Below are 17,515 nucleotides of genomic sequence, written 5' to 3'. Positions count from 1 at the left end.
TTGAAGAACAACGCAACACAGCTTAGGAACAGACCCATCATTCTCACCACGGACTAACCTGACCCCTCATGGCCACATCCCGCACAAAGCCCACCACAACACCAAAGATGAGCCTAAAAGCCGTCCGCGCCTTCCTCAACGCCTTAGACAAAGCCCATCCTGATGCACGCAGCGAGCTCATCTACCATAATCATTTCGAGCTCCTCGTCAGCGTCGTCCTCTCCGCTCAGGCCACGGATGTATCTGTCAATAAAGCCACCCGCGCTTTATATGAGAAAGCCCCCGACCCTGCCAGCATGGCCGCTTTAGGGGAAGACGGCATTGCCCATTATATCCGCACTATCGGCCTATGGCGGTCTAAAGCGCATAATGTCGCCCTTCTCTGCCAACAATTACTAGAAAAACACAACGGCCATGTACCCAATAACCGCGAAGCGTTAGAAGCCCTCCCCGGTGTAGGCCGTAAAACCGCCAATGTCGTCCTGAATATCGCTTTTGACCAACCCACCATGGCGGTGGATACGCACATCTTTCGCCTTGGCAACCGCACCGGCCTTGCCCCCGGCAAAACCGTCCGCGCTGTGGAGGATGCCCTCATCGCCCGCATCCCCAAAGAGATGCTCCGCCCTGCTCATCATTGGCTCATCCTCCATGGCCGCTATGTCTGCAAAGCCCGCACGCCAGAATGTTGGCGTTGCCCCGTAACAGAATGGTGCCTTTATAAGGAAAAGAATAAGATTCCTCCCAAATCCAAAACAACCCCATAAAGGGCAAATACGCCATCTCGCCTTATAAGGGCTTTATTTTATAGCATAACACTGTAGAAAGGCCTTTCTTCTCCCAATTAAAGCCTTATAGCACGAGCTAGAGCATGACCCCGCCCTTGTTGGAAGAAACGGCCATCATATTCGGTGCAGACGGCAACGACCTCTGGCCTACGCTCTGTGCTATCCAATCCGTCATCACACATAACCCCCACACAAAGCTCGATTTTTACATCCTCCACACCGCTATTCCCACAACCCTTCAGCACCTCATCACAGCTCTTTTCCAAACAGAGAGCAGCCAGCTCACCTTCCTTGATGTCGCCCAAAAAGCACAAGCCCTACGCACACATACGCACCCGCGTTGGCAAGCAAGCTGTTTCTATCGGTGCTATCTCCCTGTTTTATTCCGTGAGAAACGCTTCGTCCTTTGGCTTGATAACGCCCTCCTCGTCACCGGCTCACTCGCCCCTCTCCTCCATCGCTTTCCCCAAGAAGCAAGCCTCGGTGCTGTCGTTGACCCTCTCGCTTACATGCTTCAGCGTAATAATGTCCCCCTCCATACCCTGTTGGGCGATGCCCCCGCTGCGGGCCTCCCTGATACGACCCTCGCCCATTACACCAAAGACCATCTTAGCCTCACTCAACCGGAGCATTACTTTAACAGCAATATGCTCCTCCTCCGCCCCCGCTTAATCTCGCCCTCACAAATCAATCGCTGCTTTACCCTCGCAACACGGCCTTACCTTTGCCCCGGCACAGATATTCTTAATCAAGTCTTTCACAATCATGTCCATCTCCTCCCCGAACGATGGAACTTCATGACCGGCAAACTCACAGAAAATCTCTGCCTGCATCTCCCCGAATCATGGAAAAAACAACGTGAGACAGAGCGGCTCCATCGCTGCATCCTCAACTTCCCCGAAGGCGCAAAACCATGGCAAGACCCTGCCCTCCCCGGTGCCAGCCATTATCAACGCCTCTCCACACAGCTTGAAGACCGCCTCAGCCGCCTCGCCCCTACCCTCATCCGCACCTTATGCAGCGGCTAACCCGCTATTCTGCCTTCGCAAATGGGAGAGGGGGCACACCATGAAACCCCATCGGCCCAACCCATAACCGCTCCCCCTGCCACATCCGCGCTGAGATGAACCGCACACCACCACGCCCATCATCATAAACAGCCCAGCTTCCCTCACGCTTTATATCCTCTATGCTCACATGCTGCGCAGCCATACAAAGTGGCTTTTGCTCCCTCACATTCACCTCCAACGCTACATGCGCACAGAGCTGAGATTGCTGAGGCTGCAGCACCTCATCTGCCCCTTCCAGCATACGCCATAAAATGACCTGCCCCGCTTTGAGAGGAACACGACATATTCCCGCCTGACAAAACGGCACCCCCACCCCACGCGCTTGCCATCCCAAAGCCCGTTGCACCTCCTGCCGCACAAGGGGCATCCCTAACCGTCCCTCCACAAGGCGCATCTCCCCCTCTTGCCGCACAGCAAGAGCATGCTCCAACGTTGTAATCACCATCACCGGGCGCGGCACCACCCATACCAAAACAAGGGCTACCCCTATCATCCCCAGCCCACAAAAACGCGCCATCCCCCGCCATAAACACAGCACCGCTAATCCCAGCAGAAATAACCCCACATCCCACGCAGGAAAGGAAGGCACCGGCCATGAGGCAAACGGCATCACCGCTACATGCCGTGCCAACCAAGAGATAACCTCAATTCCCCAGCCCATCACACGTAATGCCACAGCCGACAGCCCCAGAGGCATAAGAGCCAAAGCGATCAACCCCGCAGGCATCACCCACAAACCCATCAACGGCACCGCCAGAATATTGGCTAAAACAAACCAAGGCTGAAACGCCCCAAAATACGCCATGCTTAACGGCAAAGTCGCCAACCCCGCTAACAATGAGGTTATCACCAACATAACAACCCCAACTGCCATGCGCCGCCACCAAGGGGGACGCTGCCCCCAAGACCGCCCTACCGGCCTCGCCCCATACCCTCCCAAACGTGCCAAAACCCCACGCAACGGCTCATACCCGGCAATCAACGCCATCACAGCGGCAAAGGACATCTGAAAAGACACATCCAAGACCACAACAGGCGAGGCCACCTCCAACGCTAAAGCCACCAAGGCAAGCCCCCGCAACGAAATCACCCGCCGCCCCAATAAAAAGGCCACAACCCCAAGCCCTGCCATCCCCAAAGCCCGCAACCCCGGTATATGACACCCCGTCAGCAGCACATAAGCCACACCCGCCCCCAAAGACGCCACAAGGGCTATCTCTCGGCACGGCCAATGGGCTGAAAGACGCTGCGACAAACTCATCCCCCGGCGCAGCAAAACAAACACAAACCCCATCACAAACCCAAGATGCAACCCCGCCACTGCCAATAGATGCGCAAGACCAGAAGCCGCATAATCCTGCCGTGTCTGGGTGGAAATTAACCCCGTCTCCCCACACAACACCGCCGCAGCAATCGCCCCAACCTGACCGGGTAAATAATGTTCAATCTGCCGCGCCACTTGCCCCCGTATCGCCCCCCAACGCCCTCTATCGGCCTGTGCATCATCTACGCGCTCCACTGGCGACAACGCCGTCCCCGTTCCCGCTCGGCCAGAAAACCACGCCGCCCGCTGCCCATCATACCCCCCCGGCCATGAAGGTGCCATTGGCGCGCGCAACAATGCCCGCACCCGGACAGCCTCCCCCGGATTCATATGCTCCACAACCGGTATATCTTTTGCCGGTAAGGTAATCACTAAAGAGCGTGACAACGGGGCCATCCCCTCCCACCAAGGGGAACGAAAGACCGCCCCTTTAATCGTCACCCGCCATGACGCCCCACCCTCCACATGACGCCCTATCACAGGCTCTAAGGCGGCTAAACGCCCCTCAACCACCATAGATTCCAACGGCAAAAGCGGCATGGGTGGTTGCCGCCTCGCTTGAGCGAAAGCTAACAGAAATCCCATTCCTAACGCACATACAGCACTGCCCACACAACAGCCCAACAGCTGCCACCGCGCAGCCCGCTCCGTAACCGCCACCACCCAACGGCTACCCACCAAAAGGGCCAACCCAACAGCCACACCCCCCATTATGGCCACACACAGCCACCAAGGCGGCTCCTCTGGCAAAGCAAAATAGGCCGCAATACCCAGAGCCACCCCGACAGGGAGCCAACAAGCAAGACGACTCCCCTGCCGGGCCAAGCCCGTCACCATCATCGCGCCCGTACCGCCCTGCCTCTTTGCCATAACCTCCCTTTTCTCATGATTAAACTTGCACTAAAGCCCATAATGACACATCGAAGGTCATAGCCCGACACCGCCCAGCATGTTATAAGGCTTGCTCATGAAGATCCGTACCCGTTTTGCTCCCTCGCCCACCGGGCTGCTCCATATCGGCAATGCCCGTGCTGCCCTGTTTAACTATCTTTTCGCCCGCCATCATGGCGGGGAGTTCGTCCTCCGTATCGAAGATACAGACCGCGAACGCTCCACCCAACAGGCTGTAGATGTTATCTTTGAGGGTCTAAAATGGATGGGGCTAGACTGGGACGGCGAACCGACCTTCCAAGCCAGCCGCCAAGACCGCCATGCAGAAGTCGTCGCCCAACTGATGGAAAAGGGCATGGCCTATCGCTGCTATTGCACAGCTGAAGAACTCGCCGCCATGCGCGAAAAAGCCCGTGCCGAAAAACGCCCCCCCCGCTATGACGGCACATGGCGCGACCGCGACCCTGCCGACGCCCCAGAGGGCGTACCTTACGCCATCCGCCTTAAAGCCCCCAAAGAAGGCGAAACCATCATTAAAGACCTCGTCCAAGGGGAGGTCCGCGTAGCCAATGCGGAGATGGATGACCTCATCCTCTTACGCTCCGATGGGACACCAACCTATCTGCTCGCCGTGGTGGTGGATGACCACGATATGGACATCACCCATGTTATGCGCGGCGATGACCATCTCACCAACACCTTCCGCCAAGCCATGATCTACCGCGCCATGGGCTGGAACCTGCCAGAATTCGCCCATCTCCCCCTCATCCACGGGCCAGATGGTGCCAAACTCTCCAAACGTCACGGCGCACAATCGGTTGTGGAGTTCCGGGAGGAAGGCATCCTGCCAGAAGCCCTCTGCAATTATCTGCTCCGCCTCGGCTGGGGCCATGGCGATGCGGAAATATTGGACCGCGAGGAGCAAATCAAACTCTTTGATATTGATGGGATTGGCCGCTCCCCCTCCCGTATGGATTACGTCAAACTCAGCCATCTCAATGGCATTTGGATGCGCCGCGCAAATGATGAGCGTCTAACAGCCCTCGTTATGCAGCGTTTAGCACAACGAGACGACCTCAATCATGATGAGACTGTCCGTGCCCGTGTCCTCGCCCTCATGCCGGGGCTAAAAGAACGCGCCAAAACCGTGGTAGAACTTGCCGATAACGCCGCTTTTGCTGGCCTGCGCCTGCCGCTCACCTTCACCCCAAAGGCGGAAAAACATTTAGGTGAGGAGGGCAAGAAGGTTCTCGCAGGGTTAGAGACAAGACTCGCTGCACTAGAGCCTTTCACCCCAGAGGGAATCGATAGCACATTACGCGCCTTCGCCACTGAGCATGAGCTAAAGCTCGGTGCTGTAGCCCAGCCGCTCCGTGCCGCGATGACAGGCACCACAACCTCACCGGGAATCGACCTCACACTCGCCGCCTTAGGGCGGGAGGAAGTCCTCGCCCGTATTCGGAGTGCCCTATCCGCATGAGCCCCACACACCACATCCCCCATCTTCTCGGCATTGAGGGCATGACAGAGAAGGACATCACCCCCTTTCTCGACCTCGCTGAGAGCTATGCCCTGCTTAGCCGCTCCCGCAACGCACCGCGCGATGTGCTCCAAGGCCGTACCGTCATCAATCTCTTCTTTGAGGATAGTACCCGCACGCGCACTAGCTTTGAGCTTGCCGCTAAACGGTTAGGGGCCGATGTGGTGAACATGACCGTCGCCACAAGCTCGGTCAATAAAGGGGAAACCCTGCTCGATACCGCTTCCACCCTTAATGCCATGCATTGCGACCTCCTCGTCATCCGCCATGCTCAAAGCGGGGCCCCAGCGTTGCTCTCGCAAAAGGTCGAGGCCAGTGTCGTCAATGCTGGTGATGGCATGCATGAGCATCCCACCCAAGCCCTGCTTGATGGCCTAACCATCCGGCGGCATTTTGGTCGCCTCAGCGGCTTAAAAATCGCCATTTGCGGCGACATCGCCCATAGCCGCGTAGCCCGCTCAGACATTCACCTCCTCCGCGCTATGGGTAATGATATTCACCTCGCTGGTCCCCCAACTCTGCTTCCCAATGCCCTCGGCACGTTGGAGGGCGTAACCCTCCACCATAATATTGATGACGCCCTAAAAGATGCTGATGTAGCAATGTGCCTCCGCGTCCAGCGGGAACGCATGGGCAGTGGGCTTGTGCCCAGCGCACGGGAATATTTCTCCCTCTTTGGGTTAGACCGCCGCCGCCTTGCTCTAGCCAAACCCGGCGCACTGGTCATGCATCCCGGCCCCATGAATCGCGGGGTAGAAATCGCCTCCGCTGTTGCCGACTCTCCACAAAGCGTTATCTCTGAACAAGTCGAGATGGGCGTTGCCGTCCGCATGGCTGTTCTTGATCGTCTCTCCCGCATGAAGAATCCCGCATGAGCAGCATCTTTTTCCAAAATGTTCGGCTAATAGACCCCGCCTCCGGGCGCGATAGCATGGGCAGCCTACTCGTCCAGGACGGCCTCATCACCGCCATCGACCCCAAAGATCCTCCCAAAAATGCCCGCCTTATAGAGGGCAATGGTGCCGTCCTCTGTCCCGGCCTTGTCGATATGCGCGCTCGTTTTGATGAGCCGGGGGCAGAATATCGCGAGAATATCGCCTCTGGTGCCCAAGCAGCCGTTGCCGGGGGCATTACCACCCTCGCCCTCCTCCCCGATACCGACCCCGCTATTGATAACCCCGCTCTCGTCCATTACATCCGCCGCCGGGGTGAGGAGACAGGCCTTATCTCCATCCATCCTTACGGGGCCCTCACCAAAGGCTGCGCTGGGGGCGATATGGCCGAAATTGGCTTGCTCAAACAAGCTGGGGCCATTGGCTTCACCGATGGAGCCCGCGCGATTGCCGATACAAAGCAAATGCGCAACCTACTCGCCTATTCTGGCTTTTTAGACACGGTCATCATCTTACATCCAGAGGATCCCTCTCTCGCCAAGGGAGGCTGTGCCACTGCCAGCCCACAAGCGGTCAAAATGGGCCTACCGCAAATCCCCGCCTGTGCCGAGGCTATGATGGTCGCACGCGACCTTCGCCTTGCCGCCCTCACCGGGGCGCGTATCCATTTTAGCCACATCTCCACAGGTGAAGCCCTCAGCCTCATTGCCGCAGCCAAACAACAAGGCATCCGCGTCACCTGCGATACCGCCCCGCCCTATTTCGCCATGACAGAAGCCGATATTGGGGACTTCCGCACCTACGCCAAACTCTCCCCACCCCTCCGGCAAGAGGCTGACCGGCGCGCCATCCTCGCAGGCCTCGCAGATGGCACGATTGATGCCATCGCCTCCGACCACAGCCCCGCAGATGCTGATGATAAACGCCTCCCCTTCGCCCAAGCCCGCGCAGGGGGGACCGGCCTCGTCACCTTGCTCGGCGTCACCCTACAAGCAGGCTTGCCATTGCTGGATGCGCTACGCCTTCTCACCATCGCCCCCGCCCGCCTCTTAGGACTGCCAGCAGGCACTCTCAGCATTGGCGCAGCAGCGGATCTCTGCCTTTTCGCCCCAGAGGAAGAATGGGTCGTTACAGCCGGCAACTTACCCGGCCGTGCCCAAAATACCCCCTTTGATGGCCAAACCCTCAAAGGACGAATCCACCGCACCTTCTATCACGGGCGAGAGGTCTTTACCGCAGAGGGGCTTTCAGCATGAGCAGCCTATTCCACTGGTCCCTCATGCCCCCTAGCCTCCTCGTTATCGCTCTTGCTGCTTACGGGATAGGCAGCATCCCCTTCGGCCTCCTCCTAACCGCCTTAAGTGGCCAAGGCGACATTCGCAAAATCGGCTCCGGCAATATCGGGGCTACCAATGTCCTACGCACAGGTCGCAAAGGCCTCGCCGCCGCAACCCTTCTGCTTGATGCCCTAAAAGGGTTACTCGCCGTCCTACTTGCCCAAGCCCTCTCCCCCCTTAACACCGCCCTTTGCCTCTCCGTGGCTGGGTGTGCTGCTGTACTTGGTCATTGTTTCCCCCTCTGGCTCGGCTTCCGCGGCGGGAAGGGCGTTGCAACAGGCATCGGCGTCTTTTGGGGCATGTGCTGGCCTGTCGGGCTGCTCTGTACCATCCTCTGGCTAGCGGGGGTACGGCTGAGCAAGATTTCCTCTGTCGGTGCATTGCTTGCCTTTTTATCTGCGCCATTTCTGATGGTTGCTTTCTCGCTAGCACCCATCCTCTCCGCTCGTCCTATTGCAGCAACCTTCATCACCATTCTTATCCTCTTGCGGCATCATGGTAACATCGCCCGCCTCATTAACGGAACAGAGCCACGCATCGGCCAAAAATGACCACATCTAGCCCCCTTCTGGCGGCCCCCACAGCAGCAGAACGACTCGCCCAAATCCGCCTCGCCCGCACTAAAGGAATCGGCACCGCCACCTTTAGCAAATTGATGGGCCTGTATAGCTCCGCCACACAAGCGATAGAGGCCCTCCCCACCCGTGCCCGTCTGACAGGCCGCCCCGCCCCCCTCATCCCTTCGCAAACCGCCATAGAGGATGAAATTGCATGGCTTGCCCAGCGCGGTGGTGCCCATCTCCTCCGTTCCGACTCCGCCTATCCACACCTCCTTACCCTTCTTCCCAACGCCCCGATTCTCCTCTTTGCCCAAGGCAACACAGCCCTCCTCTCCTCCCAATCAGTCGCCATTGTGGGCGCACGTAATGCCTCTAACCCCGCTCTAAAACTCACCGAGCAATTCGCAACAGGCTTAGCAGAATCTGGCATCACGATTATCTCCGGCCTCGCCCGCGGGATTGATGGTGCCGCCCATCGCGGGGCCTTACCCTTCAGACGGACCATCGCCGCCCTCCCCGGCGGGCTAGATGTTACCTACCCGCCCGAACATGCCGCCCTCCAAGCAGACATCGCCCAACAAGGCTGCTTAATTACGGAATATCCCCCCGGCACTACAGCCAATGCCCGCCATTTCCCACGCCGTAACCACCTCATCGCCGGCCTATCACGCGGCTGCTTGTTAGTTGAGGCCGCCCATCGCTCCGGCACCCTCATCACAGCCCGACTCGCCCTAAACTATAAACGCCTTCTTTTTGCCATCCCCGGCTTCCCGCAGGACCCACGCTCCCGCGGGGGGAACGACCTGCTCCGCCACAATAAAGCCCTCTTGGTGGAGCGTTACCAAGATATCCTAACCCACCTCAATAATACCCCCTTATCAGCCCATAATCCCGCCGCATGGGAGCGACCACCCGCACGGCAAGCCTCCCTCTTTGCACCACCCCCACCGGCACCGCTACCACCGGCAGCAGCAGTATCAACATCACCAATATCAACGCCGCCCACCTCCCCACCCCAATCGCCATCCCCCACCATGCCGAACGATAAAAACAACGATTCCGATAAAAAAAATATACTCTCCCTCCTCGCGCATACCCCCTCCACGGTTGACGAGATTGCCTCACGCTGTCAGTTGTCCATCTCAGCAGTTGCAGCCATACTCATTGAGCTGGAGATAAATGGTGCCATCCAACGCCACGAGGACGGCACCCTGACCACTCTCAGCTAACGGGCAACGCCCAACTGCCGAATCGTCAGTTAAGACATCAAAGACCGGGAAAAACTCATGGCCGTGAAGAATGTTGTGGTTGTCGAAAGCCCCGCCAAGGCAAAAACCATCAACCGTTATCTCGGCAGCGACTACACTGTCATCGCCTCATTTGGCCATGTGCGGGACCTCCCCCCAAAAGATGGCAGCGTCCGCCCGGACGAGAACTTCGCTATGTCGTGGCAAACTGATGAGCGCGGCTCCAAGCAAATCACCGCCATTGCCAAAGCCCTCAAAGGGGCTAGCAAACTCATTCTCGCTACCGACCCTGATAGAGAGGGCGAGGCCATCTCATGGCATGTCCGCAGCGCACTAGAAGAAAAGAAACTCCTCAAAGGCATTGAGGTCGAGCGCGTCACGTTTAACGAAATCACCAAAAACGCCATCGCCGCGGCCATGAAGGCCCCCCGCACGCTAGACCGCCCCCTTATTGATGCTTATCTCGCCCGCCGTGCGCTAGATTATCTCGTTGGCTTCACCCTCTCCCCCGTCCTCTGGCGCAAGCTACCCGGCAGCCGCAGTGCAGGGCGCGTCCAATCTGTGGCCCTACGCCTCATCTGCGAACGAGAAGCAGAGATTGAAGTCTTTAAAGCAAAAGAATATTGGAGCGTAGAAGGCCTCTTTACTACACCTAAAAAGGCCGATTTCTCCGCCAAATTAACCCATCTTGAAGGCAAAAAGCTCGACCAATTCGCCCTTCCTGATGAAGCTACAGCCCATAAAGCGCGTGACCTCGTCCGCGCCTCGGCTCTCAGCGTCCGCAAGATTGAGCGCAAACGCACACGCCGCAACCCCGCCCCGCCCTTCACCACCTCCACCCTCCAGCAAGAAGCCTCCCGCAAGCTGGGCATGAGCGCACAAACCACCATGCGCACCGCTCAACAGCTTTATGAAGGAGTGGACCTCAATGGCGAGACGGTCGGCCTTATCACCTATATGCGTACCGATGGCGTTACAATGGCCACAGAGGCAGTACAAGCCATCCGCTCCCATATCAACACAGCTTTCGGCAAGGATTACTGCCCCGCCAAACCCCGCTCTTACGCCACAAAAGCCAAAAACGCACAGGAAGCCCACGAGGCCATCCGCCCCACCGATGTATCTCGCACGCCCGATGCCGTTGCTGCCGTCCTCACAGCGGACCAAAAACGCCTTTATGAGCTGATTTGGAAGCGTTCTGTCGCCTCTCAAATGCAATCGGCAGAACTCGACCAAACAGCCATTACCATCGGCGATAATACCGACCAAACCCTCCTGCGTGCTACAGGCTCCATCATCGCCTTTGATGGTTTTTTAAAACTCTATATCGAAGGCCATGACGATAAAGACAAAAACAACGATGACGACCAAAATCGCCTCCTCCCCGCGATGGCAGAAGGCGACTCGCTAAACACAAAAGACGTCAAAGCCGAGCAACATTTCACCCAACCACCACCGCGCTACTCCGAGGCCTCTCTCGTTAAAAAAATGGAAGAAATCGGCATCGGTCGCCCTTCCACCTATGCGTCCATCCTCAGCGTCCTGCGCGACCGCAACTATGTCCGTCTCGAGGCCCGCCGCTTTATCCCAGAGGATCGCGGTCGGCTCGTTACCGCCTTCCTCACCTCCTTCTTCCAACGCTATGTCGATACAGGCTTCACCGCCTCGCTTGAGACGCAACTTGATGATATTTCCGATGGTCGAGCCGATTGGCATGATGTCATGTCCGCGTTCTGGCAGGACTTCTCTGCAACCGTTGCCAAAACAAAAGACCTCAAAATCTCCGATGTAATTGATGCGTTGGATCAAGACCTCGGCAATCATTTCTTCCCCCCCCGCCCAGATGGCAGCGACCCGCGCCATTGCCCTTCCTGCACGGATGGGCGGCTCGGCCTCAAATTAGGGCGTCATGGGGCCTTCCTTGGCTGCTCCAACTATCCAGAATGTCGCACCACACGGCCTCTCACCGTTGATAATGGCGAGGACACCGCCCTCCCCGATGGGATGCGCCTGCTCGGCCATGACCCCGCCACTGGGGAGGACATCACCCTCCGCCGTGGCCCTTACGGTCTTTATGTCCAACGTGGCGAACCCGACCCAGAGGATAAAAAAGCCAAACCTAAACGCGCCACCATCCCCAAAGACCGCAACGGAGAGGAACTCACCCTTAAAGAAGCCATCGGCCTCCTCTCCCTCCCTCGCGAGGTTGGCCCCCATCCAGAAACAGGCGAAATGATCACCGCAGGCTTAGGCCGCTTCGGACCTTTCGTAAAAATGGGCAGCATTTATGGCACGCTCAGCAAAGATGATGACGTCCTCACCATCGGGCTCAATCGCGCTGTTGATGCCTTAGCCAAAAAACTCGCCTCTATCCGCACATTAGGCACACACCCCAAGGATGGTGAAGCCGTTATGGTCCGCAAAGGCCGATTCGGCCCCTATGTACAGCATGGGCAACTCATCGCCACCCTCCCTAAAGGGGATTCAATGGATGATATTACCCTAGAAGAAGCCCTCGCCTTACTGGATGAAAAAGGCAAACCCCTAAAGGGCGGGCGCAAAACAGCTACAAAAAAGACTACCACCAAAAAAACAACCACGAAAAAAACCACAACAACCGCTAAGAAAAAAGCACCCGCCAAAAAAGCGAGTGCTTCTAGTACAACGACAAAACGCAAGGCAAGTACGCCTAAAACCAAAACCCCCACAACACCCCTAAGCGAAGACGATATGCCTTTTTAACTTTCCTTCTATAAAGAATACCGCATAATAGGAGAGAGACCCTCTAAGTACCCCTTGGAGAAACCCTCTCTCCCTACTTAGTAGGCCTCATCTGTTGCGCCTCTTGCAGGCTGCAGCGTATCCCTCACCTCCAGCCCCCTTTCACCCTTATGTAGCATCGCCTCATATGATGTCAGCCCGTTGCCTGCGCTCCCTTTTGATGCCCCCGGCACTGCTTACCCTGTGCGGGACTTTATTCACAGCAGGATTAACAAGCTCAGCCTCTGCACAGGCGGCATCCTCTAATTTTTGGCGTCACTTCATCCAACGCCTCACACCAGACGCCCAGACACACCCACATATATCCTCACAAAAAACGCCTTCGTCCCCTCTAAGCTCCCCCGCGCCTGCTATAACACCACCCCCTCCTCCCATCACTCTGGATGCGGAAGACCAACAAACACAACAAACACTCGCCGCTGCCCTTACCTTCATGATGCCGCGGCTACTCACACCTCAAACCCCACAGAATCTATGCCTCTGGGGAATGCACGCCCTTGTTAAAGCCTCCTCTCCTCTTACAGCTCACATCAATCTCACCCTCACGATAGAGCCTACCTCCCACACAACCCCCTCCCATCTCACGCTCTTTTATGGCTCTCAACGACTATTAGACGAACCTACTCCCCATAAAGATGACATCCTCGGCTGGAGCCAACTTAGCACGCGCTTCATCGCGACCCTACGTCATAGCCTCCCCAATCTCTATCCTTATAAGGATGAAGCCTGCCTAACCCTTTTCCTCAATGGGCTGCTCACCCAACTAGACCCCTATTCTCGCTACCAACCGCCTACACACACCACATCTCCTCCAACACCTCCCCAAACCATTATAGCCAGCGTGGGCCTCACACTCCGTCAATCACACGCACACTTCCCCGCTGTTGCGGCTATCAACCTCAATAGCCCGCTATGGGATGCTGGCATCACACCCGGCGATAGGCTCATCAGCATCAACCATCACAGCACCCGCAACACCCCATTAAAAGACCTTCAAAAAGCCCTTACCGGGCCAAAAGGGAGCACCATACAGCTAAGCTTCCGCCTCCAAGATGGCCAAAAACTCACCCGTAATTTCACCCTCTCTCTTATGGGGGAAGAAAGCGTCTTCCCAGACCATATCGGCCACCTTCCCCTCCTGCATGTAACGCAGTTTTTGCCTCACACAGCCGAGGAAATCAGCCAATATCTCTCCGCCTTTTTCCCTCCGACAACCTTAGAGGGTGACCTTCCCCACGCCTCCCCGCCAAAAACACACATCCCCTCCCATCCCGGCCTTGTGCTAGACCTGAGAGGAAATCACGGCGGCATCCTCCAACAAGCCGTTATGACCGCCGCCCTCTTTTTAGATCACGGCGTTATTACCACAACGGACGGCCGCGCTCCTGAATCCAACCATGTATGGAGCATCCAAGGCGGAGACCTCACCAACAACACAGCCCTCGCCCTTTTAGTCGATAAAAATACAGGCAGTGCGGCCGAGGTCCTCGCCGCCGCCTTGGCAGACCACCACCGTGCCATCATTATTGGCAGCTCAAGCTTTGGCAAAGGTATGGTTCAGATTTCCACCACACTACCTAATGGGGGCCATCTTGCCCTCTCATGGGCACGGCTGAACGCCCCCCAAGGGTGGAGTTTACAAGGGCTTGGGGTCATTCCCTCTATCTGCACCACCCCACAAAGCCATTATTCTCTCAAAGCCCAATTCTCTGCTTTGCAAGAAGGGCACTCCCTAATGGCCACGACCCTACAACAAGCACATCTCATCCATGAGGATAGTCCAGCCGATACACGCCTTGCCCTCCGCGCTATTTGCCCCCCCTCTCCCCCCACAATAACCGACCTCTCCACCGCCCTCACTGTACTCTCTAAGCCGCATTTTTATCAGGCTGCCCTATTCAGCACCCCCACCATAAACGCTCCCTAACCCCCTCCATTGCAGAAAGAAACTCCCCATGGTCCACGGTCTTAAATCCGGCTTTTGGATACGCGCCACATTACGCCGCCTCAACCAAAATGGCCTCATCGCCGTTATTGCCCATAAAGGCGATGAAGATGCTGGCAGCATCTTTATCATCCTCACCGCCAGGGACGGCCAAACCGCCATTTTACAAGAAGATGATACAAGTTGGCATCGCCATAATTTCACAGCCACCGCCACAGAATCTACCGCACAACAAGCAATGCACTATCTCGAACGCCAAAAACGCTTTGACCCTGACCTCTGGATTATCGAGATTGATGTCCCCGACATCACCCACCCCCTAGAAAAAGAACTCGGCACCCGGCGTATCCACTAAACAAACAACCTTGTTCACAAACGCCACAGCCACCAACCTGTAACCAATAGGCCACATTTCCTCTCATTCGATGCGGCCAAATGCTACTATGGCCAGTTCCTCCATTGCTTTTGCCTCCATTTTCAGAGAAAAGAATAACCATCTGTCTGGTTGGAGAGTAATTACATGACTGCACGCACCTCCATTACATCACTGCTGGCCCGTGGTGCCTGTGCCGCCTGCCTGTCAGCCATGGCGTTTGGTGCGGCAAAAGCGCAACCCGTCCGCGGCCTCTATGTTGCTGGAGCCGCTGGAGCAAGCTTCAACCAATCACAGACAGTCAACCCACATACAAAGCTCTTTCCCCATGGTCGTGATGATTATACGACAGGCATCACCGGCCTCGGTAGCATCGGCTGGGGGCTAGGCAACGGTTTCCGTGTGGAAGTCGAAGGGAACTACCGTAATAATCGTCTCTCCCGCTTCCACTCCCCCGGCTTCAGCTCCACCGCTCACGGCCATCAGCAAAAATATGGCGGCATGGCGAACGCCTTATTTGATATGGATATCGGCCAGAATTGGATTTACCCCTATTTCGGCTTTGGTATTGGCTATGCACGGCAATTCACAAACACCACAATCCAAGGGACAGGAGCCAATAAAGGCTTCCGTCAGCGTGTAGATGATGGTGCTAACGGCTTTGCTTACCAAGGTATCTTCGGGACATCCCTCCCTATCCCGTGGGTCGTTGGCCTTTCCACCACGATGGAATATCGCTTCTACACTATTACGGGCCATCACCGTCATTATGCAGAAGCGAGCTATAACATCGCCAATACAAATAGCGGTCCTGTAGGCGGCCGCCGTAGCAGCCGGACCGACTTCAACCACTCTTTAATGCTTGGCTTGCGGTATGAGTTCAACCCGGCCCCCCCACCGCCCAAACCAACACAAACCATTGCTGCCCCAGCCCCTGCCCCCATTCGTACCTATCTTGTCTTTTTCGATTGGGACCGCGATACATTATCCGACCGCGCCCGCTCAATCGTAGAGACCGCCGCGCGTAACTCTACTTCCGCGCAATTTACTCGCATCCAAGTAAATGGCCATGCCGATTCCTCTGCCGTTCACCCCGGCAGCAAAAAAGCGAGCAGCTACAACATGGCCCTTTCGCTACGCCGTGCCCAAAGCGTCAAAGCGGAGCTAATTCGTGATGGTGTCCCCTCTGGGGTAATCGACATCCATGGCTATGGCGATACCCAACCGCTCGTCTCCACACGTCCCGGTAAAGCAGAACCACAAAACCGCCGTGTGGAAATCGACTTCCAGTAACATTCCCTATCAATATTCTCCCTAACAAAGAAACCGGCATAGCCACACACTATGCCGGTTTCTTTATAGTCACCTAACTAATTTATATGCGGATGAAGCCCTACAAACCTCCATCCGCATAATCTCTTACTTCTTCACGTTAGGTTGTGCCGCCTTAGTGACCGCTTTATGGGCCACAACGCGCCTCTTATGCGCGACAACCACAGATTTTTTACTCACCTCCCCAGCAGCTACAGCGGCAACACCAGCAGGTTGCTCAACATGCACCTGCACTGCCACCATACGGCGCGGTTGTGCATGAGCAGGGATTAACTCCACAGAGAAGGAATCATCCCCCTTATAATCCACCGCAGGCGTATATTCGACATAAGTCCGGTTATCATAGCTATAGAGAAAAACCTTCCCATGCTCTGGGGCCGGCACTACCCCAAAGGAAACATAGCTCCCACCACCACCTTTACTGACAGCAAAGGGGCACATACCCCCATCACCTGCCAGCACGGTCATCGTCACACTCATCCGCCCTGTAGCATCTGTCTGTAAAGGCGACACCTCACACCGCGCCGCCCGTTTCTCATTCGCAAAAGGATTCGGTAGCATCGCCGTCTCTGATGTCCGTGATTGATTCCCCGCACATCCACTAAAAGCGAGCAAAGCCGCCCCCATCAATCCTTTTAATAAAACGCTATTACGCTGCACAGCACACTCCTTCAAAACACATCACTATCCAAGGCCCCATCAGAGATATCCCCTCATGTGGCAGATTCGCACCGGCACGATACGCTCTCAACGCACTCATGAGAATGCAATCTCGTATATTTCTTTCCTCCCTCCTACCACCAAAGGGGCAGACTTTCCCCCAAGAGCATGATAAGAGGCGAAAGACCTGTTTGCGGGAGTTTTCTAAATGTCTCTTCTGTTTCGCCGCCTAGCCTTTCTTAAAACAGGGCTAGCTCTTTCTACTGCGTTACTCTGTTCCGGCTTGCCCGCAGCTTATGGGGCTGCCTGCCACACATCAGAGGCAGACCACTCAGCCTTTAATCTTGCTGGCCTCAAATCCGAGCTCATGGTCACAGCTCTCTCCTGCCATACGCAAGATCGCTATAACCAATTCATCACCCGCTTCCTCCCCATCCTTACTGAATCAGAAAAACACCTCGATTCCTATTTCCGCCGTACCTTTGGCAGCCAAGCTCAAAGAAAGCACGATGATTACATCACCCAGCTTGCTGATGTACAATCACTCGGCGGCCTCAAATCAGGCACAGCCTTCTGCGCCCAGCGCGTCCCTATGTATGATGAGGTTGATGCCCTAGACGATTCAAGCTCCGATCTCGCCCATTATGCCGAGGCTAAAGACATCGCCCAACCTGCCTCTTACGAGAGTTGCACCGCCCCCAGTGCCCCTCATCGTACCCGCACCCGCCGCCGCTAGGACATCCACACACATCATCTAAAACAGGACCACAGAAT

Annotated in this window: 14 protein-coding genes; 12 read left to right on the top strand and 2 right to left on the bottom strand. The window is 56.2% G+C overall.

Features of this window, described 5'->3' with window-relative positions:
• Positions 1 to 68 precede the first annotated feature (68 nt).
• Together nth and NQF89_RS03575 are read left to right on the top strand one after the other, a co-directional pair.
• The gene (nth, locus tag NQF89_RS03580) at positions 69 to 767 is read left to right on the top strand and encodes an endonuclease III (protein ID WP_230880576.1); all 699 of its coding nucleotides are present in this window, start codon (positions 69 to 71) and stop codon (positions 765 to 767) included.
• 104 nt (positions 768 to 871) lie between these two features.
• The gene (locus tag NQF89_RS03575; protein WP_155572775.1) at positions 872 to 1,816 is read left to right on the top strand and encodes a glycosyltransferase family 8 protein; all 945 of its coding nucleotides are present in this window, start codon (positions 872 to 874) and stop codon (positions 1,814 to 1,816) included.
• A 4-nt stretch (positions 1,817 to 1,820) separates the two neighbouring features.
• On the opposite strand, the gene NQF89_RS03570 is transcribed toward NQF89_RS03575, so the two are convergent.
• On the bottom strand, positions 1,821 to 4,052 hold the full coding sequence (locus NQF89_RS03570) for a ComEC/Rec2 family competence protein (RefSeq protein WP_266137521.1): 2,232 nt from the start codon (positions 4,050 to 4,052) through the stop codon (positions 1,821 to 1,823).
• Between the two features lie 97 nt (positions 4,053 to 4,149).
• On the opposite strand from NQF89_RS03570, the gene gltX reads away from it, so the two are divergent.
• The 9 genes from gltX (at position 4,150) to NQF89_RS03525 (ending at position 16,042) form a co-directional block, all read left to right on the top strand.
• Complete coding sequence (gene gltX, locus NQF89_RS03565; protein WP_266137520.1) at positions 4,150 to 5,553, top strand: glutamate--tRNA ligase; 1,404 nt, start codon at positions 4,150 to 4,152, stop codon at positions 5,551 to 5,553.
• Positions 5,550 to 6,488 carry an aspartate carbamoyltransferase catalytic subunit gene (locus NQF89_RS03560; RefSeq protein ID WP_266106105.1) on the top strand — a complete coding sequence of 313 codons (939 nt, stop codon included), beginning with the start codon at positions 5,550 to 5,552 and terminating at the stop codon, positions 6,486 to 6,488. Before gltX ends, NQF89_RS03560 begins: the two co-directional genes overlap by 4 nt.
• The gene (locus tag NQF89_RS03555; RefSeq protein WP_266137519.1) at positions 6,485 to 7,762 is read left to right on the top strand and encodes a dihydroorotase; all 1,278 of its coding nucleotides are present in this window, start codon (positions 6,485 to 6,487) and stop codon (positions 7,760 to 7,762) included. The genes NQF89_RS03560 and NQF89_RS03555 overlap by 4 nt, the downstream gene beginning before the upstream one ends.
• Positions 7,759 to 8,394, top strand: coding sequence for a glycerol-3-phosphate 1-O-acyltransferase PlsY (gene plsY, locus NQF89_RS03550; protein WP_266106103.1), 636 nt, complete (start codon positions 7,759 to 7,761; stop codon positions 8,392 to 8,394). The genes NQF89_RS03555 and plsY overlap by 4 nt, the downstream gene beginning before the upstream one ends.
• On the top strand, positions 8,391 to 9,632 hold the full coding sequence (dprA, locus tag NQF89_RS03545) for a DNA-processing protein DprA (protein ID WP_266137518.1): 1,242 nt from the start codon (positions 8,391 to 8,393) through the stop codon (positions 9,630 to 9,632). Before plsY ends, dprA begins: the two co-directional genes overlap by 4 nt.
• Positions 9,633 to 9,695: 63 nt before the next feature.
• On the top strand, positions 9,696 to 12,392 hold the full coding sequence (gene topA, locus NQF89_RS03540; RefSeq protein WP_266137621.1) for a type I DNA topoisomerase: 2,697 nt from the start codon (positions 9,696 to 9,698) through the stop codon (positions 12,390 to 12,392).
• Positions 12,393 to 12,558: 166 nt separating this feature from the next.
• Positions 12,559 to 14,358, top strand: coding sequence for a S41 family peptidase (locus NQF89_RS03535; protein WP_266137517.1), 1,800 nt, complete (start codon positions 12,559 to 12,561; stop codon positions 14,356 to 14,358).
• Positions 14,359 to 14,386: 28 nt separating this feature from the next.
• Positions 14,387 to 14,731 carry a DUF1491 family protein gene (locus NQF89_RS03530; protein ID WP_266137516.1) on the top strand — a complete coding sequence of 115 codons (345 nt, stop codon included), beginning with the start codon at positions 14,387 to 14,389 and terminating at the stop codon, positions 14,729 to 14,731.
• Between the two features lie 165 nt (positions 14,732 to 14,896).
• Complete coding sequence (locus NQF89_RS03525; protein WP_155572766.1) at positions 14,897 to 16,042, top strand: OmpA family protein; 1,146 nt, start codon at positions 14,897 to 14,899, stop codon at positions 16,040 to 16,042.
• A gap of 126 nt (positions 16,043 to 16,168) precedes the next feature.
• Here the strand turns inward: NQF89_RS03525 and NQF89_RS03520 are convergent, their stop codons facing one another.
• The gene (locus tag NQF89_RS03520; RefSeq protein ID WP_266137515.1) at positions 16,169 to 16,741 is read right to left on the bottom strand and encodes an Ig-like domain-containing protein; all 573 of its coding nucleotides are present in this window, start codon (positions 16,739 to 16,741) and stop codon (positions 16,169 to 16,171) included.
• 208 nt (positions 16,742 to 16,949) lie between these two features.
• Here NQF89_RS03520 and NQF89_RS03515 point away from each other — a divergent pair, with 208 nt between their 5' ends.
• Positions 16,950 to 17,477 (top strand): hypothetical protein, encoded by a 528-nt coding sequence (locus NQF89_RS03515; RefSeq protein ID WP_155572765.1) that lies wholly within the window; start codon positions 16,950 to 16,952, stop codon positions 17,475 to 17,477.
• Positions 17,478 to 17,515 lie beyond the last annotated feature (38 nt).

Source organism: Bombella pollinis, assembly GCF_026385485.1.
Classification (GTDB): Bacteria; Pseudomonadota; Alphaproteobacteria; order Acetobacterales; family Acetobacteraceae; genus Bombella; species Bombella pollinis.
This window is presented reverse-complemented; position numbering and strand designations above follow the sequence as displayed.